This is a genomic window from Schaalia sp. 19OD2882 (assembly GCF_018986735.1).
Taxonomy (GTDB): domain Bacteria; phylum Actinomycetota; class Actinomycetes; order Actinomycetales; family Actinomycetaceae; genus Pauljensenia.
On record NZ_CP065521.1, the window covers coordinates 1,830,769 to 1,853,894 of the forward strand.

At 67.8% G+C, this 23,126-nt stretch carries 20 protein-coding genes and 6 tRNA genes; 5 read left to right on the plus strand and 21 right to left on the minus strand.

Features of this window, described 5'->3' with window-relative positions; genetic code table 11:
• Window positions 1–126: 126 nt before the first annotated feature.
• Both I6B53_RS08060 and I6B53_RS08065 read right to left on the minus strand, forming a co-directional pair.
• Window positions 127–1,419: an MFS transporter gene (locus I6B53_RS08060; RefSeq protein WP_216763752.1), complete on the minus strand. Its 1,293-nt coding sequence runs from the start codon at window positions 1,417–1,419 to the stop codon at window positions 127–129.
• A gap of 96 nt (window positions 1,420–1,515) precedes the next feature.
• Window positions 1,516–1,586 (minus strand) — tRNA-Gly (locus I6B53_RS08065).
• A gap of 112 nt (window positions 1,587–1,698) precedes the next feature.
• Here I6B53_RS08065 and I6B53_RS08070 point away from each other — a divergent pair.
• A tRNA-Pro gene (locus tag I6B53_RS08070) sits at window positions 1,699–1,772 on the plus strand.
• Between the two features lie 664 nt (window positions 1,773–2,436).
• Window positions 2,437–3,150 carry a FadR/GntR family transcriptional regulator gene (locus I6B53_RS08075; RefSeq protein ID WP_216763753.1) on the plus strand — a complete coding sequence of 238 codons (714 nt, stop codon included), beginning with the start codon at window positions 2,437–2,439 and terminating at the stop codon, window positions 3,148–3,150.
• Here the strand turns inward: I6B53_RS08075 and I6B53_RS08080 are convergent.
• The 12 genes from I6B53_RS08080 to leuC form a co-directional block, all read right to left on the minus strand.
• Window positions 3,134–5,557, minus strand: a complete 2,424-nt coding sequence (locus tag I6B53_RS08080) for an excinuclease ABC subunit UvrA (protein ID WP_216763754.1) — start codon at window positions 5,555–5,557, stop codon at window positions 3,134–3,136. The two genes, I6B53_RS08075 and I6B53_RS08080, sit on opposite strands and share 17 nt — an antisense overlap.
• Complete coding sequence (locus tag I6B53_RS08085; protein ID WP_216763755.1) at window positions 5,558–5,704, minus strand: hypothetical protein; 147 nt, start codon at window positions 5,702–5,704, stop codon at window positions 5,558–5,560.
• 17 nt (window positions 5,705–5,721) lie between these two features.
• Window positions 5,722–5,797: transfer RNA gene (locus I6B53_RS08090), tRNA-His, on the minus strand.
• 134 nt (window positions 5,798–5,931) lie between these two features.
• Complete coding sequence (locus I6B53_RS08095; protein ID WP_253953828.1) at window positions 5,932–6,285, minus strand: metallopeptidase family protein; 354 nt, start codon at window positions 6,283–6,285, stop codon at window positions 5,932–5,934.
• 14 nt (window positions 6,286–6,299) lie between these two features.
• Entirely contained in the window at window positions 6,300–7,214 is a 915-nt protein-coding gene (locus tag I6B53_RS08100; RefSeq protein ID WP_216763756.1) for a RimK family alpha-L-glutamate ligase, read from the minus strand.
• Between the two features lie 18 nt (window positions 7,215–7,232).
• A complete protein-coding gene (locus I6B53_RS08105) occupies window positions 7,233–8,360 on the minus strand; it encodes a D-alanine--D-alanine ligase family protein (protein ID WP_216763757.1) in 1,128 nt (375 codons plus the stop codon).
• Window positions 8,361–8,409: 49 nt separating this feature from the next.
• Entirely contained in the window at window positions 8,410–9,483 is a 1,074-nt protein-coding gene (locus I6B53_RS08110; protein WP_216763758.1) for an NAD(P)H-dependent glycerol-3-phosphate dehydrogenase, read from the minus strand.
• Between the two features lie 3 nt (window positions 9,484–9,486).
• Window positions 9,487–10,218, minus strand: coding sequence for a 1-acyl-sn-glycerol-3-phosphate acyltransferase (locus I6B53_RS08115; RefSeq protein WP_216763759.1), 732 nt, complete (start codon window positions 10,216–10,218; stop codon window positions 9,487–9,489).
• A 25-nt stretch (window positions 10,219–10,243) separates the two neighbouring features.
• Window positions 10,244–11,155, minus strand: a complete 912-nt coding sequence (locus I6B53_RS08120) for a diacylglycerol kinase family protein (RefSeq protein WP_253953829.1) — start codon at window positions 11,153–11,155, stop codon at window positions 10,244–10,246.
• Window positions 11,152–12,489: a UDP-N-acetylglucosamine 1-carboxyvinyltransferase gene (murA, locus tag I6B53_RS08125; protein ID WP_216763760.1), complete on the minus strand. Its 1,338-nt coding sequence runs from the start codon at window positions 12,487–12,489 to the stop codon at window positions 11,152–11,154. Before murA ends, I6B53_RS08120 begins: the two co-directional genes overlap by 4 nt.
• 123 nt (window positions 12,490–12,612) lie before the next feature.
• On the minus strand, window positions 12,613–13,275 hold the full coding sequence (gene leuD / locus I6B53_RS08130; RefSeq protein WP_216763761.1) for a 3-isopropylmalate dehydratase small subunit: 663 nt from the start codon (window positions 13,273–13,275) through the stop codon (window positions 12,613–12,615).
• A gap of 22 nt (window positions 13,276–13,297) precedes the next feature.
• A complete protein-coding gene (leuC, locus tag I6B53_RS08135; RefSeq protein ID WP_216763762.1) occupies window positions 13,298–14,713 on the minus strand; it encodes a 3-isopropylmalate dehydratase large subunit in 1,416 nt (471 codons plus the stop codon).
• Window positions 14,714–14,898: 185 nt separating this feature from the next.
• On the opposite strand from leuC, the gene I6B53_RS08140 reads away from it, so the two are divergent.
• Together I6B53_RS08140 and I6B53_RS08145 are read left to right on the plus strand one after the other, a co-directional pair.
• Window positions 14,899–15,636 (plus strand): IclR family transcriptional regulator, encoded by a 738-nt coding sequence (locus tag I6B53_RS08140; protein ID WP_216763763.1) that lies wholly within the window; start codon window positions 14,899–14,901, stop codon window positions 15,634–15,636.
• On the plus strand, window positions 15,633–16,091 hold the full coding sequence (locus tag I6B53_RS08145; RefSeq protein ID WP_253953830.1) for a rhodanese-like domain-containing protein: 459 nt from the start codon (window positions 15,633–15,635) through the stop codon (window positions 16,089–16,091). The genes I6B53_RS08140 and I6B53_RS08145 overlap by 4 nt, the downstream gene beginning before the upstream one ends.
• A gap of 347 nt (window positions 16,092–16,438) precedes the next feature.
• Here the strand turns inward: I6B53_RS08145 and I6B53_RS08150 are convergent.
• From I6B53_RS08150 to gltX, 4 genes are all read right to left on the minus strand, one after another.
• Window positions 16,439–16,514, minus strand: a tRNA-Glu gene (locus I6B53_RS08150).
• A gap of 49 nt (window positions 16,515–16,563) precedes the next feature.
• A tRNA-Glu gene (locus I6B53_RS08155) sits at window positions 16,564–16,636 on the minus strand.
• 35 nt (window positions 16,637–16,671) lie between these two features.
• Window positions 16,672–16,743: transfer RNA gene (locus I6B53_RS08160), tRNA-Gln, on the minus strand.
• A 113-nt stretch (window positions 16,744–16,856) separates the two neighbouring features.
• Entirely contained in the window at window positions 16,857–18,368 is a 1,512-nt protein-coding gene (gene gltX / locus I6B53_RS08165) for a glutamate--tRNA ligase (protein WP_216763764.1), read from the minus strand.
• 380 nt (window positions 18,369–18,748) lie between these two features.
• Here gltX and I6B53_RS08170 point away from each other — a divergent pair, with 380 nt between their 5' ends.
• Window positions 18,749–19,921, plus strand: coding sequence for a MalY/PatB family protein (locus I6B53_RS08170; protein WP_216763765.1), 1,173 nt, complete (start codon window positions 18,749–18,751; stop codon window positions 19,919–19,921).
• A gap of 19 nt (window positions 19,922–19,940) precedes the next feature.
• Here the strand turns inward: I6B53_RS08170 and I6B53_RS08175 are convergent, their stop codons facing one another.
• The 3 genes from I6B53_RS08175 to I6B53_RS08185 form a co-directional block, all read right to left on the minus strand.
• Window positions 19,941–20,744 (minus strand): purine-nucleoside phosphorylase, encoded by an 804-nt coding sequence (locus I6B53_RS08175; protein ID WP_216763766.1) that lies wholly within the window; start codon window positions 20,742–20,744, stop codon window positions 19,941–19,943.
• A gap of 1 nt (window position 20,745) precedes the next feature.
• Window positions 20,746–22,218, minus strand: a complete 1,473-nt coding sequence (locus I6B53_RS08180; protein WP_253953831.1) for a cytosine permease — start codon at window positions 22,216–22,218, stop codon at window positions 20,746–20,748.
• A gap of 129 nt (window positions 22,219–22,347) precedes the next feature.
• A complete protein-coding gene (locus I6B53_RS08185; RefSeq protein WP_216763767.1) occupies window positions 22,348–23,124 on the minus strand; it encodes a fumarylacetoacetate hydrolase family protein in 777 nt (258 codons plus the stop codon).
• Window positions 23,125–23,126 lie beyond the last annotated feature (2 nt).

Sequence of the window (23,126 nt, forward strand, 5' to 3'; positions counted from 1 at the left end):
CGCGAGATTCGTCCGTCATCCCGCGAGATTCGTCCGTCGTTTCTTGAGAATCGTCCATCACGCGACACACGTCACCCTGGACAAGTGTGGGCGGAGAATGGGAGAGACGAAGAAGGGCCGGGCCGGTCAGGCGTTGTCGTCCTGGCCGATCCCCACCCCTCCGAGTCGCGCCTTGGCGTCGGCGACGAAGCGCGGGTGGAGGAACACCAGCACAACCACCACGCCGATCAGGACGACCGAGATGATGATGGGCAGCAGCGGCCACAGTCCGTACAGCAGCGTCGACACGGTGGGCGTGATGACGTAGGTGAGCCCGTTCGTGGACCCGACAAGGCCCGCCAGACCTCCCTGCTCCTGCTTCGAGACCAGCAATGTGGGGCCGGCGGTGTATCCCGGAAGAGCGATCCCCAACCCGAAACCGATGACGAAGACCGCCAGAGCGACGATCACCGTCCCGGCCTCGGGAACCAGGAGTGCGAAGCCCACCATCGAGATCACCGATCCGCGCCGGAGCAACTGGACTGGAGACCATCTGCTGCGCGGCACGACGAGCCCTTGGGCAAGCACCTGTCCGACTCCTGCTGCGAGCAGCAGCAGACCGGTGACCAGTCCTGTGGTCCGGTCGTCGTAACCGAAACGGTCCTGGACCAGGAACCCCATGAGGATCTGGACGAATCCCAGGCCGGTGAACAGCACGAACCCGACCACCAGGTACGGCAGTACCCGAGGGTCGCGCGGGTCGACCTTGACGGCGACCTCGCCCGCATGCCCTTTGGCCTCCCGGCGCAGCAACAGGCCCACCACGGCCAATGCCAAGGCCACCAGCACCGGGGCCAGGACCACGGGAACCAGCAGTCCCCAGCGAGCCAGCACTCCCCCGGCGGTGGCGCCGACGATCATCGCCACCCCTTGGACGGCCCCGATCGCCGCCAGCCCGCGCACGCGTTCGGGCCCATCCGGCGTGGCGGCGGCGACGCAGGACTGGGCGGCGGGCCCCACGGCGGACAGGGCCGAGCCGAAGGCCAGGCCGCGGATCAGCAGGAAGAGCACGAAGAGCAGGATTCCCCCGACCAGTCCGGCCATGGCGCTGCGGACCAGCACGGCGAAGAGGGCGAGAGTGGCGGTTCCTGCAGCCAGGGCCACGACGAGGACGGGGCGGGCTCCGCGTTCCTGGGAGCGCAGGCCCCACCACGGGCTGACGAGGGCGACCATGAGTGCGGCCAGGGACATGGTGACACCGATCTGCCACTCCTGGAGTCCGACTGCTCGAGACAGTGGTGCGAGCACCGGGCTCAGAGTCGTCTGGCCCACGTACACCAACAGGACGACGGCGAGAAGCACGGGGATCTGCGGGGGCGCAGCGCCTTCGACGCCGCCCTCGCCGCCGGTTCCAGTCCCGAACGCGTGGTCCTCTGCCATGGCGCGAACCTACCACCGGCGCCATCTCGATCCCGGGGTGCCCAAATGTTGACGACCGAGCCCCGTCGGGATCGCCGACAGGGCTTGGTGCTGCGGAGCGGGCGACGGGAATCGAACCCGCACCATCTGCTTGGAAGGCAGAGGCTCTACCATTGAGCTACGCCCGCAGTCCCGACCGGCTGGCCGGGCAGGTAGATCGTAGCGCGAGGGCGCCGCGATTGCGAACCGGCGGCGCTCACGGCCTATGATCGAGACTCGTGGGCGCCGTGGCGTCCACATCGGGCCGTGGCGCAGCTTGGTAGCGCGCCTGCTTTGGGAGCAGGATGTCGTGGGTTCAAATCCCGCCGGCCCGACTCAAGCGAAGTCCCGGACGACCGCTCCGGAAGGCGAGGGTTCTCACAGCAAGCCCCCGCGCGCACGTCACCGGCGACGACGAGGGCACCACGGCGCGCACTGCGAGGGCGACATGCACCAAGCCCGAACCCATGCCCCCTTCGCACTGCCCCCACACACTGGTGCACGATGTTCCAGCGAACTCCCGCTCAAATGAACATTCGACCATCGTGACATTCATCTCACACCAAAGCCCCACCGGCGCTCACTCTTCGACAACTCTCCACAGTCGACAACCGACCTCGTTGACACCGGAAAATGCATGGACAAGGCCCATCCAATTCAGCCCGAAATCCGCTTGAAGTCAGGCATTCACACCCGTAGGAGGCGCAAGTCCACCCGGCCTCGGACCCTGGCCGAACCCACGCCCCTCGCCCCTCCACCCCGGGCAACGAAGCTCACAGAGTATTTCAAATCTCCCTTACCGACTGCAATGAAAGCATCCATCGGTGTGACACTTGTCGTTCAACCGTTCATCATTGTCCGAAAGGGATGATTCTGCCCGAAATCCTCTGGAATTCGAAGCACCGGACGTCACCGGGCCCAGGGATCCACAGGCAGCGGAGTTCCGGTGGAGGCATTGCCCCCACCACACATTCTGACCGAAACAACGAAGAGCAACCGATGCCCACCACACTTCACGTCAACGTCCTCGACGCCCTGGGACGCGCGATCGTCCAGGGCGCGTTGAGTGGCGGAGAGCCCCTCACCCTGGAATGGATCCAGGCCCAGTACGGGGTGTCTCGCACAATCGCCCGGGACTGCGTGCGTTCCCTCGAATGCATGGGAATGGTCGACTCGCGCCGACGCGTCGGCATCACGGTGCGACCGGCCTCGGAGTGGACGGTCCTGTCCCCCACGCTGATGAAGTGGCAGCTGGACGAGGACCCGGATGGCACGACCCTGGGCGCGCTGACGGAGCTGCGCACAGCCATCGAGCCGGTGGCGGCCTCAGCCGCCGCCGTGCGCGCCAGCGACTCCGAGAGGCGCAACATCCTCAGCTTGGCCGCACAGATGCACTCCGAGGTGGCCACCGATGACCTGGACAGCTTCGTGCTGACCGACATCGCCTTCCATTCCTCGATCCTCGTGGCCAGCCACAACGAGGCCTTCCGTGCCCTGACCGACATGGTCGGCGAGGTCCTGCGCGGTCGAGCCAAGATGGGCGTCTACCCGCTGAATCCGACGACGGCCAGCTTGGCCCTGCACGACGAGATCGCCGAGGCCATCGCGAAGGGCGACTCGCCGAAGGCCGAGGAAGCCATGCTGCGGATGGTCCTGCCCGTGCGCTCGGCGCTTCGGCAGAAGGGGTTGACGGCGCTCAACGACACCATTTGACACCGCACGGGGTCACGTGGGCCGCCAGGTGGGTTCCGGTGACGGTTCCCTTCCCGGCCCGGCTGACGGCGACGAGGGCGGAGGGCGTTCCTTCGAACACGATGCGCCCACCGTCACTGCCGGCGCCCGGACCGATGTCGATGATCCAGTCCGCGTGAGCCATGACCGCCAGGTTGTGCTCGACGACGATCACTGACTTGCCCGCGTCGACGAGCCGGTCGAGCAGTTCCAACAACCGGTCCACGTCCTGCACGTGCAGGCCGGTGGTCGGCTCGTCCAGGACCAGCACCTTCGCGTCCTCGTCCAGGAGGTGTGCGGCCAACTTGAGGCGCTGACGCTCTCCGCCGGACAATGTGGTCAGGGCCTGGCCGATCCCCAGGTAGCCGAGGCCAACCGCGACCATGGCCTCGCAGATCTTGCGCGCTGCCGGCACCTTCGAGTCGGGAGCCGCAAAGAGGTTGGCGGCGTCCTGGGCCGACAAGGCCAGGACCTCGACGATGTCCAGGCCGCCCAGGAGGTACTGGCGCACGGAATCGTCGAAGCGGCGCCCCTCGCAGACCTCGCAGGTGGTGGTGACGGTCTCCATGAAACCCAATTCGGTGCGGATGAAGCCCGAGCCATTGCAATTCTGGCAGGCACCTTCGGAGTTTGCGCTGAACAGGGCGGGTTTGACGCCGTTGGCCTTGGCGAAGGCCTTGCGGATGGGTTCCAACATGCCCGTCCACGTGGCGGGGTTGGAGCGCGAGGAGCCTTTGATCGGGCTCTGGTCCACGACCAGGGCCCCGCAACCCTTCGGCAGGGACCCGGGCACCAGTGAGGACTTGCCGGAGCCGGCCACGCCGGTGACCACACAAAGGAGCCCCAATGGCAGGTCGACGTCGACGTTGCGCAGGTTGTGGGTAGCCGCGCCGCGAATCTCGATGACGCCCGTGCAGGCTCGCACTGCGCCCTCGTCCTTGAGGCGCCCACGGTCCGCCATGTGGCGGCCCGTCGGGGTGTCTGCGTGGACCAATCCCGCGACATCACCCTCGTAGACGACGGTGCCGCCCGCGGCGCCCGCACCTGGGCCCATGTCGATGACGTGGTCGGCCAGGCGAATGGTTTCGGGGTCGTGTTCGACGACCAACACGGTGTTGCCCTTGTCGCGAAGGCCCAGCAGCAGCTCGTTCATACGGGCCACGTCGTGGGGGTGCAGGCCGGTGGTGGGCTCGTCGAAGACGTAGGTGACGTCGGACAGGGCGCTGCCGAGGTGGCGGACCATACGGATGCGTTGGGCCTCTCCGCCGGACAGGGTGCCGGTGGCGCGCGAGAGCGAGAGGTATCCCAGGCCCACGTCGACCATGGCCCGCAGGTCCTCGACCAGGCCTTTCAGCAGCGGTGCCAGCGAGGGTTCGTCCAGGTCGGCCACCCATTCGACCAGATCGCGGACCTCCATGGCGCAGAGGTCGGCGATGGAGCGCCCGCGAATGGTGGAGGTGCGGGCGCCCTCGGCAAGGCGCGTGCCCTGGCAGTCGGGGCAGGTGGTGAAGGTGGCGGCGCGTTGGACCCACGCGCGCAGGTGGGACTGCAGGGAGTCGACGTCCTTGGAGAGGATGGATTTGCGCAGACGCGGCACCAACCCCTCATACGTCATGTTGATGTCGGAGATGACGACCTTGGTGGGCTCACCGTACAGGAAGGTCTCCAGCTGCCGCTTGGAGAAGGTCCGCACCGGCACGCCGGAGGGGAAGAGCCCGCATTCGGAGAACTGGCGCACCGACCAGCCGCCCACCTTGTAGCCGGGGACCAGGATGGCGCCCTCGTCGATGGACAGGTTCATGTCGACGACTTCACCCATGTCCAGGTCGGAGACCTCTCCCCTGCCTTCGCAGCGCGGGCACATTCCGCCGACCACGGAGAAACTCTTCTTCTGCGCCACGGTGCGCTCCCCCTTGGTGACGGTGACCGCGCCTGCGCCGCTGACTGAGGGGACGTTGAAGCTGAAGGCCTGCGGGCCGCCGATGTGGGGGGTGGCCAGGCGCGCGAAGAGAACCCGCAGTTTCGCGTCGACGTCGGTGGCCGTGCCGACGGTGGACCTGGGGTTGGCGCCCATCGGGTCCTGGTTGACGGTGACCGAGGCGGTCAGACCCGTGAGTTCGTCGGTGTCGGGGCGCGGCGGGGTTCGCAGGAATCCTTGGACGAAGGCCGAGTGGGTTTCGTTGAGCAGCCGCTCGGATTCGGCGGCAATGGTGTCGAAGACCAGTGAGGACTTCCCGGACCCGGACACGCCGGTGAAAACCGTGAGGGCGCGTTTGGGCACGTCCACGTCGACGTCCCTGAGGTTGTTCTCGCGTGCCCCGCGCACGCGGATGACGTCAAGGTTGTCCGAGGACGAGGTCGGGGTGGGCGCGTGGTCGGCCGGTCGCATTCAGGCCGCCATGGTGAGGCGGTCGGTGGCGGGCAGGTCGGCGCTGGGGGTCTGTTCCTGTGGCATGGTCACGGTCCTTCGGATCGGTTCGGCGTGGCCCCTGAAGTCACTGCGGGTGGTGGCGTCAAAAGAGGCCCTTGACGTCATCGACGCAGGGCCTCTGGTGGGGTGGCTGACGGGACTCGAACCCGCGACGTCCTGGACCACAACCAGGTGCTCTACCAGCTGAACTACAGCCACCGTCGTCGCGCCAGCGGCGCAACGCAGAAGACTCTACCAGAGTGCCGGCCACCCTCGGAAATCGCCCGGGACCCGCTGATCCGTGGTGTCGGACACGTCGTCAGCCGCCCGACCGGCTTCGGCGCCAGCGCCCCTCAGCCCCAGCCCCACTCGTGCAGCTGGTCGTCCTCGATGCCGAAGAAGTGGGCGATCTCGTGGATCACGGTGATGCACACTTCCTCGGCGACCTCCTCCTCGTCCTGGCAGATGGCCAGTGTCGGCTCACGGAAGATGAAGACCCGGTCGGGCAGGAATCCCGCGTAGTCCCCGCGTTCGGTCAGCGGCACCCCGTCGTACAGGCCCAGCAGGTCGCCAGGTTGGTCGGGCGGCGGCGCGTCCTCGACGATGATCGCCACATTGTCTACCAGGTCCCACAATTCGTCGGGGATCTCCTCCAAGGCGTCCTCGACAAGGGCCTCGAAGTCCTCCCGGCTCATCTCGACGGGCACGTCACCTCACCGGCTCACCAGAAGGCGCGCATGGCAATGGCGTCGGCGAAGTTCGACAGGGCCTTCTCGCTGGAGCCCAGGTACAGGTCCGCGTCGACCAGCGAGACCTCCATGACGTGAAAGGAACCCTTGCCGTCGGGCACCAGGTCCACCCGGTTGAACAGGAAGAGTTCGTCGCGACCCATCCGGTCGCGCACGTAGGAGTGGATGGCGGCGCGGATCTGTTCGCCCCACTGCCACGCCATCGCGTCGGTGATCTCCTTCGTCTCGGTCTTGACGTGCATCTCGGACTCGGTCACCGAGGCCGGGTGCAGCACCGCCTTCTTCTCCACCGCGTGGGAGACCAGGCCGTTGAAGAAGACCAGGGAGATCTCTCCGTGCAGGTCGATCTCCTCCAGGTAGCGCTGGGCCATGACGGTGCGGCCCTTGGACAGCAGGTCCAGGGCCTGGGTGATCGCCGCCTGCCGCTGGTAGGGGTCCACGGAGGTGTAGCGGCCGATGTCGCGCACGCCGGAGGACACCGCCGGCTTGACGACGAAGTCCCCGTAGGCGGGGAAACGCGTGTGGATCTGGATCTTCGACAGATTCGTCTCGGGCTCCAGCCACACGGTCTCGATCGTGGGCAGGCCGCAGGCGGCCAGCCCCGTCAGGTAGTGTTTGTCGGAGTTCCATTCCAGGACGTCCGGGTGGTTGAGGACGCGCCTGGGGCGCTTGGTCCACTCCAGGAAGGCCCTGCGGTCCTTGGCGTAGTCGCTGACGGAACGCACCACGCAGATGCCCGCCCGGTCCCAGTCCTGGTCCGGGTCGTTCCAGACGGCGATGCGCGCGTCGACTCCGCGTTCGGACAGGGCGTCCAGCAGCCCTTCCTCACCCGGGTAGAGGTTGGGCATGTCGGCGGAGGTGACCAGCGTGACCTTGGGCTTCGTCATGGTGCACACGTTAGCCGATCAGCGCAGGCCCAAAGGGCGCTCAAGAGCCTCGGTCAGCAGGTGGTCGAGCAGGGCCGCGTACTCCAGACCGACGCTGGCCCACATGCGCGGGTACATGGAGAACGGGGTGAAGCCGGGCAGGGTGTTGACCTCGTTGACGCAGACGGAACCGGTGGTGGGATCGTGGAAGAAGTCCACACGCGCCAGGCCCTCGCATTCGAGCGCTTCGAAGGCGCGCACTGCGGTCTCGCGGATCCGCTGGGCCACATGGGGGTCGACGTCGGCGGGGCATTCCAGGGACACGCCCTCCGTGTCGAAGTACTTCAGCTGGTAGTCGTAGAACTCGCCTTCGGGTACGACGATCTCACCCAGGTTGGCGGTGGTGGGGGCCGCCCCACCGATGCCGGCCAGCACGCCGCATTCGATCTCCCGACCGCAGGTGGCGGCTTCGACGATGATGCGCGGGTCATTGTTGGCGGCCTCTTTGACGGCGGCTGCCAGTTGTTCGGGTCCGTCGACCTTGCTGATGCCGATGGAGGAGCCGGCCCGGCAGGGCTTGACGAAGACGGGGTAGCCCAGCGCCTCGACGCGGCGGGTGCATTCGGCCGGGTCGACCTCCCACTGGCGTGCAGTGAGCAGTTCCCAGCGGCCCACGTCGATGCCGGCGGCCGCCAGGACGGTCTTGGTCAGGTGTTTGTCCATGGACACAGCCGAGGAGGTCACGCCGCAGCCCACGTAACGCACATCGGCCATCTCGAACAGGCCCTGGATGGTGCCGTCCTCGCCGTAGGGGCCGTGCAGCAGGGGAAGGACCACGTCGATCTCGCCCAGGTCGCGAACGGTGGTGGCAGCGCCTTCGTCCGTGGAAGAAGGAAGTTCGAGGAGGCGGCAGGTCCCGGGCACGAGGACGACACCGGAGCCGTCCTCGGGTACCGACTGGCCGTGTCCGTCGACGAATTCGAGCAGGCTCGGGTCGTCGGGGACACGCACCCATCGGCCGTCCCTGGTGATTCCCACAGGCAGGACATCCCAACGGTCGCGGTCCAGGGCGCGCAGGATCCCGGCGGCCGTGGCGCAGGAGATCTCGTGTTCGCCGGACCGTCCACCCATGATGACAAGGACACGAGGACGGCGCGAGTGACTCATGGGTTCAATCCTAGGCGAGCCCCGTCCCGCCCTCGTCCCCGGAAATCCCTCAGACGAGGTCGATGCGCCAGCCGTCCATCTTCTGTGGGCGCGAGAGCAGCATCTCCCCCATCTGCGCGATGGTCGCCCCCTTGTGGGCCACCTGGACGACGGCCTCGGTGATCGGCATGTCCACGCCCGCCCGTGCGGCCAACTCCAACAGGGGCGCAGCCGTGCGGATGCCTTCGACCACGCCGGGCGAAAGCGCCAGCGCCTGGTCGATGGTCATGCCCTGGCCCAGGCGGAAGCCGAAGGAGTAGTTGCGCGACAGTCGTGAGGAGCATGTGGCCACCAGGTCCCCGATGCCGGCCAGACCCGCGAAGGTCTCCGGATTGGCCCCGAGCGCGGTGCCCAGTCGGGTCATCTCCGCAAGTCCCCGGGTGATGAGGGTCGACCGGGTGTTCGTGCCCAGCCCCATGCCTTCTGCGGCGCCGATGGCCACGGCGATGACGTTCTTCACCGCGCCCGCGATTTCGCAGCCGATGACGTCCTGGGAGACGTAGGGGCGGAACCACGGGGTGTGGCAGGCGTGGGCGACGCGGGCGGCCACCGCCCGGTCCGGGCAGGCCACGACGGTGGCCGTCGGGTGGTGTTCGGCGATTTCTCGCGACAGGTTCGGGCCGGACAGGACGGCGATGCGCGAGCCGTCAAGTCCCGTGGCCTCGCCGGCGACCTCGTGGACGCAGCGCAGCGAGCCGAGTTCCAGGCCCTTGGCCAGTAGGATCAGGACGGCCTCGGGACCCACGTGGGGTGCGGCGGCGGTAAGGGTCTCGCGTACGGCGGCCACGGGTACGACGACGGCCACCAGGTCGGCGCCGGCGACGGCTGCACCGAGGTCCGTGGTGGCGGTGACCAGCGGCGACAACTCGATGCCCGGAAGATAGGTGGAGTTCTCCCCGCTGTTGACCATGTCGACGACATCGGCGTTGCGGCCCCACATGCACACCGGAAGGCCGGTGTCCGCCAGGACCTGGGCGAAGGTGGTGCCCCATGCGCCGGTGCCGAGCACCGCGGCACGGGCGAATTCGGAAGCCTCAGTGGTGGCCGTCGTGTCGGCGGAGTCAGTGGTTTCAATGGTGTCCATGTCTCACGCCTGCCTCACGACGGTACGCGCCTTGGTCGCCGGATCCCACGCCTTGTCCGGCGGCTGCTCTCCACGCAGGTCGGCCACCCCTGCGGTCAGGGCCGCGAGGATCCTCGCCGTGGCGGTCTCGACCGCAGCGTGGTCGTCGGAGCCGGCCTCGGAATACAGGTCGGACAGGTCCACGGCGGGCAGCACGGTCAGGTCGACCTTTTGACGGGGGCGCAGGTTCGGGAACTTCCCGGCGTAGGGCAGGATCCGGTGCGGCCCCCACATGACCATGGGCACCACCGGTGCGCGAGTGTCCAATGCCAGGCGCGCCGCCCCGGTCTTCAAGCGCATGGGCCACACGTCGGGGTCCTGGGTGAGCGTCCCCTCCGGAGAGATGCCGATGCAGTCGCCGTCGGCCAGCGCCTGCTTCATGTGGGCGAGCACCGCACCCGGGTCCTTCGACCTGCGGTCGACAGGCACCAGGCGCAGCCCACGGAAGATCGGCCCGACGACAGGAGCGCGGAAGGCCTCGATCTTCGCGGCGAAGCGCACCGCGTAACCGCGTCGGGCCACGAACCAGCAGGCGATGACAGGATCCACTTGGGAGGTGTGGTTCCACACGAGGATGAAGCCGCCTTGGCGCGGCAGGTTGTCCGAGCCGCTGGTGCGCAGGCGGATCCATGGAGGAAGGAAGGTGTTGAGGACTCCCCTGGCGAAACGGTAGAAGCCAGTGACCTGTGTGCTCATGGCCACAAAGTGTAGTGGGCCTCGCTCACCCGGGGTCGGAGGGTGCGAGCACCCGGACAGCTCCCGCCACGACGGACATGGTCAGGGGTACGGTGCCGATCCTGTCGCCGTCGGCCATGGCGATGAAACCGTCCGGGGTCGTGACCCGGACCTCTCGGACCCGACGCACGGTCAGGGCCGGGTCGTGCCCGCGGGTCAGCAGCACCTTGGCCAGCAGCGGCAGCGCTCGGCGCAGCGGGAGCGGCCCGACGTGGACCAGTTCGAGCAGGCCGTCACCGGGGTCGGACTCTTCGGCAAGGTTGATGCCGCCGCCGAACCAACCGGAGTTGGACACGGACAGCAGCCAACCGCCGACCTCTTCCTGCTGTCCGTCGACCAAGGCCGACATGGGGCACGGGCGGTGGCGGGCGATGCCGAGGGAGGCGCCCCACGCGTAGGCCAAGGGCCCGGAGTTGATCCATTCGGTCTCGTTGGCCACACGGTTGGCGGTGGCGTCCAGCCCGAAGGAGACGATGCCGAAGGCGAGGCGCTCCGGCCTGTCGTCGGGGGTGACGCGGATCGCATCCAGGGGGCGTTCGACGATTTCGGGGGAGGCAAGGCGCCTGGCGTGGGCGACAGGATCCGTGCCGATGCCCAGGGCGCGACACAGGTCGTTGCCGCGTCCTCCGGGCAGTGGGGCGAAGAGGGCACCGGTGCGGTGCAGTGCCGAGGCCACGGCAGCCACATAGCCGTCGCCTCCCAAGGCGGCCACCACCGGCGAGGAGGAGGCGGCTGCCACATCCGAAGGATCCTCATCCGTGCTGGTCACCCGTACATCAACCTGCCAACCTGAGGCTTTGAGGGTGCGCACCACCTCGGGTCCGACGCGCAGCGCCCTGCCGTGGGCCGAGGTCGAGGAGACGAGGAGGGCGATGTGACGGCCCGACTCCTCGGTCACCGCGAAGTGGCCCCGTCGACGTAGGCCACACGCGCGTCGAGCTGGCCGAGTTTGCTGAGGAAATGCTCGTAGCCGCGAGAGATGACGTCCACCCCCGACACGGTCGACGTGCCCTTGGCGGCCAGCGCCGCGATGAGGTGCGAGAAGCCGCCACGAAGGTCAGGGACCTCGATGTCGGCGGCCATCAGCGGGGTGGGCCCGGAGATGACGGCGGAGTGGAAGAAGTTGCGTTGCCCGAAGCGGCAGGGGGTGGCTCCCAGGCACTCGCGGTACAGCTGGATGTTGGCGCCCATCTTCACCAGCGCCTTGGTGAATCCGAAGCGCTTCTCGTAGACGGTCTCGTGGACGATGGACAGGCCCTTGGCCTGGGTCAGGGCCACGACCAGCGGCTGCTGCCAGTCGGTCATGAAGCCGGGGTGCACCGCCGTCTCCAGTGCTGCGGGCTTCAGGTCGCCCCCGGGGTGGAAGAAGCGGATCCCGTCCTCGTCGATGTCGAATGCCCCGCCGACCTTGCGGAAGATGTTGAGGAAGGTCGTCATGTCGGGCTGGTGCGCGCCCAGGACCGTGATGTCCCCGTGGGTGGCCAGTGCGGCGGCACCCCACGAGGCTGCCTCGATGCGGTCGGGCAGCGCGCGGTGCGTGTAGCCGGTCAGGGAGTCGACGCCTTCGATGCGGATGGTCCGGTCGGTGTCGACGGAGATGATCGCCCCCATCTTCTGCAGGACGTTGATGAGGTCCATGATCTCCGGCTCGACGGCCGCGCCCCGCAGGGTCGTGCTGCCTTCGGCGCGTACGGCGGTGAGCAGGGTCTGCTCGGTGGCGCCCACGGAGGGGAAGGGCAATTCGACGATGGCACCGTGCAGGCCGCCGGAGGGTTTGGTGATGTGGACACCGTCCTCACGCTTTTCGACATTGGCGCCGAACTTGCGCAGGGTCTCCAGGTGGAAGTCAATGGGGCGTCCGCCGATGTTGCAGCCGCCGAGCTCCGGGATGAAAGCCTCTCCCAGCTGGTGCAGCAGCGGTCCGCAAAAGAGGATCGGGATTCGTGAGGCTCCGCCAAGGGCGTCGATGTCGGATCGGCGGGCGCGCTGGACGTTGCGGGGGTCCAGGGTCATGGAGCCTGCGGCCTGGTCGAAGGAGACCTGCACGCCGTGGGCGCCGAGCAGGTCCGAGACCACGTCGACGTCGCGGATCAGCGGCACGTTGTCCAGGCGGGAGGGCTGGCTGCCCAGCAGCGAGGCGACCATGGCCTTGGGGACGAAGTTCTTGGCGCCGCGAACGGTGATCGTACCCGACAGCGGGTGGCCGCCTTCGACTCTGAGGACCGAGGACATGCGTGGGCTCTCCTGTTCGTGACCGAGGGACTGCCCCAACTGTAGTTCAGTGGGAAGCATGCCGACATTGCCGGACCAGTCGGCTCGGACACACGCGCGGCACATGTCTCCGACGGGCCCGGGTCAACGCACGCCCGGCACACCCGGGTCCGCGACGGGACGCGCGGGCCTCACTTCTTCCTTCGGCAGGTGCTTGGCGGGCAGGGTGCGCGGCTTGAACGAGGGGCGGGCGGCCTCATGGGCGGCGATCCCGGCCTCGTGACGCAAAGTCATTGCGATGTCGTCCAAGCCCTCCATGAGGGTCCACCGGACGTAGTCGTCGATCTGGAATTGGCAGCGGAAGGTGCCGCAGGTCACGGAGCGCTCCTCCAGTGAAACCGTCACCCGGGTGCCGGGCTCGGCTTCGAGGATCTTCCACAGTTGGGTGACGTCCTCCTGCGAGACGAGGCCGGCCACCAAGCCCTGCTTGCCGGCGTTTCCGCGGAAGATGTCGGCGAACTTCGGGGCCAAGACGACGCGGAACCCGTAGTCCTTGAGTGCCCACACGGCGTGCTCACGCGAGGAGCCGGTGCCGAAGTCCGGGCCCGCCACCAGGATCGAGCCCTCACGGTAGGCGTCCTGGTTGAGGACGAAGTCCGGGTCGCTCCTCCATCCGGCGAAGAGGGCGTCCTCGAAGCCCGTGCGCGAGATCCGCTTGAGGTAGACGGCCGGGATGATCTGGTCGGTGTCGACGTTGGAGCGGCGCAGCGGGACGGCAATACCGGTGTGGGTGGTGAACTTTTCCATGGTGTTCGTTCCTTCGTGCGCGTCAGTCGACCAGCGGGGCCAGGTCGGAGGGCGAGGACAGGGTGCCGCGCACGGCTGTGGCGGCGGCGACCGCGGGCGAGACCAGGTGTGTGCGCCCGCCCTTGCCCTGACGCCCTTCGAAGTTTCGGTTCGAGGTCGACGCCGAACGCTCCTCGGGGGCGAGCTTGTCCGGGTTCATCGCCAGGCACATGGAGCATCCGGCGTTGCGCCATTCGGCGCCGAAGTCGGTGAAGACCTTGTCCAGGCCCTCCGCCTCGGCCTGGATGCGCACCCGCGCAGAGCCCGGCACGACGAGCATCCGCACGCCCTCGGCCTTGGTGCGGCCCTTGACCACTTCGGCGGCGGCCCGCAGGTCCTCGATGCGCCCGTTCGTGCACGAGCCGAGGAAGACGGTGTCGACGCGGATGTCCCGCATGGGGGTGCCGGCCTCCAGCCCCATGTAGTCCAGGGCCTTCTCGGCGGCCACGCGCTGGGTCTCGTCGGCGATGTCCTCGGGCACGGGGACGGTGGCCGACAGGGGCACCCCCTGTCCGGGGTTCGTGCCCCATGTGACGAAGGGTTCGATGTCGGCGGCCTCCAGGACGACCTCGGCGTCGAAGGTGGCGTCCTCGTCGGAGGCCAAGGAGGTCCAGTACTCGACGGCGGCGTCCCAGTCGGCGCCCTCGGGGGCGTGAGGGCGGCCCTTGATGTAGTCGAAGGTCGTCTGGTCGGGCGCCACCATGCCTGCGCGCGCCCCGGCCTCGATGGACATGTTGCAGATGGTCATGCGGCCCTCCATGGAGAGCTCGCGGATGGCCTGGCCGCGGTACTCCAGGACGTAGCCCTGTCCCCCGCCGGTGCCGATCTTGGCGATGACGGCCAAGATGATGTCCTTGGCGCTGGAGCCTGCCGGCAGGGAGCCGTTGACGGTGATCGCCATGGTCTTGAAGGGGGCCAGCGGCAAGGTCTGGGTGGCCAGGACGTGTTCGACCTGCGAGGTGCCGATGCCGAAGGCCAGTGCCCCGAAGGCGCCGTGGGTGGAGGTGTGGGAGTCGCCGCAGACGATGGTCATTCCCGGCTGGGTCAGGCCCAGTTGCGGTCCGACCACGTGGACGATGCCCTGGTCGGCGTCTCCCAGGGAGTGCAGGCGGATGCCGAATTCTTTGGCGTTGGCGCGCAGGGTGTCGATCTGGATGCGGCTTGTGTCGTCCGCGATGGGCAGGTCGATGTCCAAGGTGGGGGTGTTGTGGTCCTCTGTGGCGATGGTCAGGTCGGGCCTGCGCACGCTGCGTCCTGACAGGCGCAGTCCTTCGAATGCTTGGGGGCTGGTGACCTCGTGGACCAGGTGCAGGTCGATGTAGAGCAGGTCAGGGGCGCCACCTTCGCCTTGGCTGACGACGTGGTCGCGCCACACTTTCTCCGCCATCGTTGCGGCCATGGGGACCTCCTCGGGATCGTCGGGTTGCCCGTGCGCCCGGGGGGTGAGGGCGGGGGTGCGGGCTCATTCGCATGTGCGCGCGTCGGAGGCACTTCCGCCCTTCGCGCTGTCTCTCACCCCAATCGTCGATCGTTCCAACATGCGAGGATTTGCCATCTCAGGTAGTGAGATGACAGGATGTTCCCATGGATGACTCCTCCTCCTCGAGTGGTGTCGGAGTCCTGGACAAGGCCGCAATGGTCCTCGGTGCCCTGGAGGCCGGACCTGCCACCTTGGCCCAGTTGGTCTCCGCAACCGGTCTGGCACGACCCACCGCCCACCGCCTTGCGGTGGCCTTGGAGTACCACCGCATGGTGGCTCGCGACATGCAGGGCCGCTTCGTCCTGGGGCCACGCCTTCAGGAGCTTGCCTCCTCTGCGGGTGAGGACCGCCTGTTGGCCGCCTCGATGCCGGTCCTGGTGGCGCTTCGCGACCACACGAAGGAGTCCACGCAGCTCTTCCGCCGCCAAGGCGACTACCGCGTGTGCGTGGCCGCCTCCGAACGCGAGATGGGTCTGCGCGACTCGATCCCCGTGGGCGCCACCTTGTCGATGCGTGCCGGCTCTGCCGCCCAGGTACTGCTGGCTTGGGAGGAGCCGGACCGTTTGCACCGCGGCCTGTACGAGGCCTCGTTCAATGCCACGATGCTTTCCCAGGTGCGTAGGCGCGGCTGGGCCCAGTCCGTGGGCGAGCGCGAACCGGGCGTGGCCTCCGTGTCGGCGCCCGTGCGCGGCCCTTCCGGGCGGGTGATTGCCGCCCTGTCGATCTCCGGGCCGATCGAACGCATCGGCCGTCAGCCCGGCCGCCAGCACGGTCCTTCCGTGGTGGCCGCCGCCAATCGCCTGTCGGACTTCCTCCGCTCGGTGGAAGGAATGGAGGAATGACCCAGATGAAAGCCCGTCGCGCCCTCACCCTTGCTCTTGGAGCGGCTCTTGTCCTTGGGCTCGGCGCTTGCGCGTCGACCGCGCCTGCCGGCTCTGCTTCCGGCTCTGACGCATCCGAGTCCTCCTCGGCGCCGGCCCCATCCGCCCAGGAGTCGTCTTCGGCCTCCCAGTCGTCCTCTCCTGCTGCCTCCACGGTCCTGCTGGATGTGCGCACCCCTGAGGAGTTCGCCGAGGGGCATCTGGAGGGTGCCACGAACATCGATGTGCAGTCCCCGGACTTCGCCGACAAGATCGCGGCCCTGGACAAGGACGCCGACTACACCCTGTACTGCCGCTCCGGCAGGCGCGCCGGGCAGGCCAAGGCCCTCATGGAGCAGGCCGGCTTCACCAAGGTCTCCAACGCCGGCGGAGTCGAGGAAGCCTCGAAGGCCCTGAACCTGCCCATCACCCGCTGAGATTCGTCCCCCACTCCGCGAGATTCGTCCGTCCTTCAGCGAGATTCGTCCGTCGTCAGGTGCCCAAGCGGACCGCCACCGACGAGGGCGGGGCGGCTCGCGCCTTTGAGGACCGGGTCTGACGTCAAAAGCGACTCTCTGACGTCAAGAACGATGGTCATTTTTTCGCCTTTGACGTCGGAAACCTCCGAGCACCTCCACAAAGCGCATCCGTCAGAAGCCAGTTGCGTGGGCCACCTGACTGAATCCTGGCACGGGCAGGTGTCAACGGTGTTGCAAGGTCGACAGTCAGGTCACAGACTGCCCATGGCCACGGTGAAGGCCCCGGCGGGAGCCGGGGCCTTGACTGGTACCCCCAACCGGATTTGAACCGGTGTTAACGCCGTGAGAGGGCGTCGTCCTGGGCCGCTAGACGATGGGGGCCGCGACCTGTTTCCAAGTCGGTGCGTGCACATGCCGGGACGTGCTTGCGTACCCCCAACCGGATTTGAACCGGTGTTAACGCCGTGAGAGGGCGTCGTCCTGGGCCGCTAGACGATGGGGGCCTTGATCGCAGGATCACTCGAAGGATCCATGATCGCTGGGGTACCAGGACTCGAACCTAGAACAACTGAACCAGAATCAGTCGTGTTGCCAATTACACCATACCCCATGGTGGTGCCGGTCCCGGGGCTCTCGCTCCGGGCGACGGATGAAAACTCTACTGCATCAGCCGGGCTCCACCAAATCCTGACGACGTGGTCGTCGCCACGTTCGCCGCCCGGGTCAGGCGAGCCTGGCCGCCAGGGCGCGCATGCGCGCCAGCGAGGACTCGTGGCCCAGGATCTCCATGGACTCGAACAGCGGCGGCGATACCTGACGGCCCGTCACGGCCACGCGGATCGGCCCGAAGGCCACGCGCGGCTTGATGCCCATACCTTCGACGATCGCCTCACGCAGTTTCTCCTCCAAGGTGGCGGTGGTGAACTCCCCCTCCCCCAAGGACTCGACGACCTCGATGGCCGTGGCCAGCACCTGGCCGGCATTGTCCTTGAGTTTGGCCACCGAGGCGTCCTCGACCTCCAGAGCCTCGTCGGCGACGAAGAGGAAGCCCGCCATGCCCTTGACCTCACCCAACAGTTGGATGCGGGTCTGCACCAGGGGCGCAGCCGCAGTGAGGATCTCCTGCTCGCGCGAGGTGAGCTCGGCGAAGGTCGCGGCGCTCACGTACCGACCCTCGTGCAGGAAAGGCACCAGGCGGTCGCGGAAGTCCAACGGCTCCAGGCGACGGATGTGCTCGGCGTTGATGGCGATGCACTTCTTGTGGTCGAAGCGCGCGGGGTTCGGGTTGACGTCGGAGATGTCGAAGGCGGTGGCCATCTCGCCCATGGTGAAGACGTCGTGGTCGGGCGCGATGGCCCAGCCGAGCAGTGCCAGATAGTTGTTCAGGCCCTCCGGCGTCATGCCGGCTTCACGATGCAGAAGCAGATTCGACTCCAGGTCGCGCTTGGACAGCTTCTTGTTGCCCTCACCCATGACATAGGGCAGGTGACCAAAGCGCGGCATGTGCTTGGCGATGCCCAGGTCCATGAGGGCCCGGTAGAGGACGACCTGGCGGGGGGTCGAGGAGAGCAGGTCCTCGCCGCGTAGGACGTGGGTGATCTCCATGAGGGCGTCGTCGACGGGGTTGACCAGCGTGTACAGGGGGTGCCCGTTTGCGCGCACGATGACGTAGTCGGGCACGGAGCCCGCCTTGAAGGTGATCTCGCCGCGGACCAGGTCCTCGAAGGTCACGTCTTCGTCGGGCATGCGCATGCGCAGGACGGGCTCACGCCCCTGGGCACGGTATGCAGCCTTCTGCTCCTCGGTCAGGTCGCGGTCGAAGCCGTCATAGCCGAGCTTCGGGTCACGTCCGGCCGCACGGTGGCGCGCCTCGATCTCCTCCGGGGTCGAGAAGCTCTCGTAGGCGTGGCCGGCCTCGAAGAGCTTGCGCGCGACGTCGGCGTAGATGTCCATGCGTTCGGACTGGCGGTAGGGCTCATGCGGGCCACCCTTGCCGACGCCCTCGTCCCAGTCCAGTCCAAGCCACTTGAGGGAGTCGATGATCTGGTCGAAGGACTCCTGGGAGTCGCGCGCGGCGTCGGTGTCTTCGATGCGGAAGACGAAGGTGCCACCCGTGTGGCGCGCCCACGCCCAGTTGAAAAGGCAGGTGCGGACCATACCCACATGGGGAGTCCCTGTCGGGGAGGGGCAGAAGCGGACGCGCACGTCGGCGCCGGTGGGCGTGGAGTCTGTCATGGCCTCGAGTCTACTCGGGGTCGCAGATGCGCCAGGGCTCCGGCAAGGGCATGCAACAGTGGGGGCTTTCGGCAATGATGGTCTCAGTGCTGGAGCGCCCACCATCGGGCTCCCACACCCCACCTCACAGCCAGCGGAGGCATGATGCACCACTCCCGTCCACTTCCAGATCGGCCGACAGTGGGCAGCAGAGGTTTCTCCTGACCCGCAAGACTGCTGTGCCGCGGAAGGTTGAACAGAGTTCGTCGGGCCTCGAAGACGGCGAAAGCGTTGGGCTCCTGAGGTCCGCCGCCGCGCACCACCCGGGCACCACCCCGGCGTCCTCGCCACTCCATCCACCGACCATCTCAACCGGACACTGTCCATGAATCGGAGACCACATGCCCCTGAACATGCCCACGCAGGATCACCTTCACCGCACCGGATCCCTCAAATGGAGCGGCATGGCCGCACCGGACGGCCGCCCGACGATCGGGGCGTGGGTGGCGGAGATGGACTTCGGTACCGCACCGGTGGTGGAAGAGGCGATCTGCCGGGCGCTCCACGACGGCTTGACCGGATACAGGCCGTCGTGGCTGCTGCCACGCGTGCAGGAGGCGACCAGCGCCTTCCAGGCGAGTGCCTTCGGGTGGGCGCTGGACCCCGACCATGTGCGCATGAGCGGGGCGGTCCTTCCTGCCCTGGTGACGACGATCAGGAAACTCACGCGCCCGGGCAGCGCCGTCGTGGTGCCCACTCCCGCGTACATGCCCTTCCTCACCCTTCCGGGGATGCTCGACCGCCGCGTCATCGACGTCCCCTCCCTGCACGGGGTGGCGGCCGGCGGGGTCGGCTGGCGCCTTGACCTCGAGGGCATCGACCGCGCCCTCGAGGGCGGGGCTGGGCTGGTCATCCTGTGCAATCCGTGGAACCCGACCGGCCGTATCCTGTCCGAGGAGGAACTGCGGGGCCTGCACGAGGTCGTCCAGCGTCATGACGCACTGGTCTTCTCCGACGAGATCCACTCCCCGATCGTCCTGGACGACTCGCCTTTCATCTCCTACGCGCGCATTGGAGAGGAGTTCGCCGCCCACACGATCACTGCGACGGCCGCGACCAAGGCGTGGAACATCGCGGGCCTGCCGAACGCGCAGGTGATCGTCCCGGATGCGGCGCTTCGCGCCCGTTGGGACGCCGCCACCCACCTTTTCGACCACCAGCCGGTGACCTTGGGCGCGTTGGGGACCATTGCCGCCTACGAGGGCGGGGGCCCGTGGTTGGAGGAGGTCATGGAGGTCGTTCGGGGCAATGTGGACCTGGTCGAACGGGCCCTGGACGGTAGCGGCATCGACTTCATCCGCCCTCAGGGCACCTACCTGGCGTGGTGGGGTTTTGGCGCGACCCCGCTGGCGGGGTCGAACCCCTCCGAGCAGATCCTGCGGCGCGCCCACGTGGCGACCAATGACGGGGCCGCCTTGGGCGAGTCCTACGGGGACTGGGCGCGGGTGAACTTGGCGTGCTCGCCCAGCACCGCTGAGGAAATCGTCGAGAGGATCCTGCGCCTGCTGCCCTGAGACACGTGAGGCCTTGCTCTCACAGGAGGGTCAGCACCTTTTCCACGCCTGCGCGCAGGGTCTGACCGGCTTGGGCGGCGGCTTCGACCACGGCGTTCGGGTCGGTGGGAGCCTCGGCGAAGGACAGGTCACTGACGACGCTCATCCCGCACACCCTCACCCCCAGAGCGTGCAGGGTGATGGCCTCCATGACGGTGGACATGCCCACGCAGTCGGCGCCGGTGGTCGCCAGCCAGCGGGTCTCCGCCCTGGTCTGGTATTCGGGGCCGCGTAGGATCGCGTAGGTGCCGCGCCGCTGGCACACGTCCGCCAGGGCCTCGGTCAGTTCCCCGTCCCACACGGCCGACACGTCGAGGAACAGTGGCCCGTCGAAGGGTGACGTTCCCGAGAAGTTCAGGTGGTCCTCCACCGCCATGACGTCTCCGAGGCGCCAGTCCCGCAGGCACCCATTGGCATTGCACAGGATCGCCGTGTGCACTCCGCCCGCGGCGGCCGCTCGCGCAAGGGCCGTCACCGTGCCGGCGGAGACGCCCTCGTACAGGTGGGTGCGCCCGCGGGCGACGAGGACGTGGAGCCCTGCCCGCTCGTAGGAGTCCAGCCGGTCCTCGTGCCCGTCGGCCACGGGGGCAGCCACACCCGGCAGCTCCGACAGGCGCACGCCGGCGCGCGGTGCTCCCCACCCGTCCAGGGCGGCGGACAGTCCCGAGCCGAGAACCACGAGGACGTCGTGGGAGGGCAGGCCGGTGGCTTCGGCGATGACGAGGGCGGCCCGCCTTTGCTCATCTCCCACGAGGGCGGTGGGGAATCGCGGATCGACCTGCATGTCACTTGCCTTCCCGTGCGGCGTCCTCCTGGCGGCGGACCCTGCCGGCCGAGGTGAGGAAGTATCCGGCGAATCCGATGAGCATCGCCGCGAGGATGCCGATGTTCGAGTACGCCCACTCGCCTTCGCGCCCGCCGAGCGGACCCAGCAGGTAGCCCTGCCAGGCCAGCCATGAGGCCGAGGAGTTGACGACCAGTCCCCATCCGATGACGGATCCGACCAGCAGGCTGGCCACGGCGCCCCAGTTGACGGCCCCGTAGATGCCGTCCCGGGTGAACAGGGCGGGCTCGTCGTAGTCCCTCCTGCGCAGGGCGATGTCGGCGAACATGACCCCACCCCACGCGGCGATGACCACACCCAGGGTGGTGAGGAAGCCGGTGAAGGGGCCGATGAAGGAGTCGGCGAAGAAGACCACGGCAATGGTGCCGGCCAGCATGATGGTGCCGTCAATGGCGGTGGCGACGGGCCTGGTGACGGGAGCACCGGAGGAGAGCAGGGACAGGCCGGAACTGTAGATGTCCATGACGATGCCGCCGATGAGGCCAAGGATGGCGACCAGCGCGAAGGGGATGAGGAACCACGTGGGCAGGATGGTCGTCAATGCGCCGATGGGGTCCGCGCCGATCTTTTCCGACAGGTCGGCGTTGGAGCCGACCAGCAGCAGGCCGAAGAGGACCAGGACCACGGTGGGCAGGGCTGCCCCGAAAGTGGTCCAGCCGACCACTCCCCCCGTGGAGGCCGTGCGCGGCAGGTAGCGCGAGTAGTCGGCGGCGGCGTTGATCCAGCCGAAGCCGAAGCCGACCAGCAGCATGCACAGGGCGCCGATGAAGGCGGTGGCCGACCCTGCGGGAAGGGCGTTGACGGCTGCCAGGTCGATGGTGGGCAGGACCAGGGCCAGGTAGATGACGGTGAGTACCGCGGTGGCCCACGTGATCCACGTCTGGACCTTCATGATGGTGTCGAAGCCCAGGACGCCCGCGCCTGCGGAGATGAGGACGACCAGGACCAGTGAGATGACTTGGGCCAGCACGTGGTTGGTGAAGCCCAGGGCGGCCATGACGGTGGCGGTGGCCTGGACGGCCATGATGCACAGGAAGGTCTCCCAGCCCACGGTGAGGATCCACGAGATGATGGCGGAGATCCTGTTTCCGTCGTAGCCGAAGGCGGCGCGTGAAAGAACCAGGGTGGGGGCGGATCCGCGTTTGCCGGCAATGGAGATGAAGCCGCAGGCCAGGAAGGACAGGGAAACGCCGATCACGGAGGCGATGACGGCCTGCCAGAAGGACAGGCCGAAGCCCAGGACCCACGCACCCCAGGAGATGCCCAGCACGGAAATGTTCGCCGCGAACCACGGCATGAACAGGTCGGAGGGTTTGCCTTTGCGTTCGGACTCGGGAATGACGTCGAGGCCGGCCATTTCGACCGCAAGGGCGTCGCTTCCAATGGCAGCGGGCGTGGTGGACGGGTCTGGCATGGATACCTCCTGTGTCGGCGTTCACAGGAAGGGTACCCGTGCGTGGAGCTACCGCACGGGGGATTCACGCGCGGAGTTTCTCCGAGGATTCTCCCCTGACCTGCACCTCCAGGGGGTGGGGAAGGTGTGTCAGCGGCGCACGACAGGATTCGACAGGACGCCGATGCCTTCGACCTCGACGTCGACCCGCTGTCCGGCCTCGATGGGGCCGACGCCCGCCGGCGTGCCGGTGATGATGACGTCGCCGGGCAGCAGGGTGAAGATCGAGGACACGTAGGACACCAACTGGCGCGGCGACATGAGCATCGACGAGGTTCTGTCGTCCTGGCGCAGGCGGCCGTCCACCCGGCATGTGACCTGCAGGTCGTCCACGTCCAGCCGAGGGTCGACGGTGATCCACGGTCCGATCGGGCAGGAGGTGTCGAAGCCCTTTGCCCTGGTCCACTGCCCGTCGGCGCGTTGGCGGTCGCGGGCGGTCACGTCGTTGGCGCAGGTCCAGCCCAGGATGACCTCGTCCACACGCTCCAGGGGGACGTCCTTGGCCAAAGTCTTGATGACGATGGCCAGTTCGGCCTCGTGGTGGACTTCACCGGACCACTCGGGAAGGACGATCGGGTCGTCCGGGCCGATGACGGAGGTGTTGGGCTTGAGGAAGACGACGGGTTCGGTCGGCGGCTCGCCGCCCATCTCGCGGGCGTGCTCGGCGTAGTTCTTGCCGATGCCGACGATCTTGGATCGTGGGATCACCGGCGAGAGCAGGCGCACCTCCTCCAGGTCGAAGAGACGCCCGGAGGGTTCGACGGGGCTGAACAGCGGGTCACCTTTGAGTCCGACGATCCTTGCAGAGTCGTCCTCAAGAGCCCCGTACAGGGGTGAGCCGCCGTCGGAGAAGCGCACGATTCGCATGG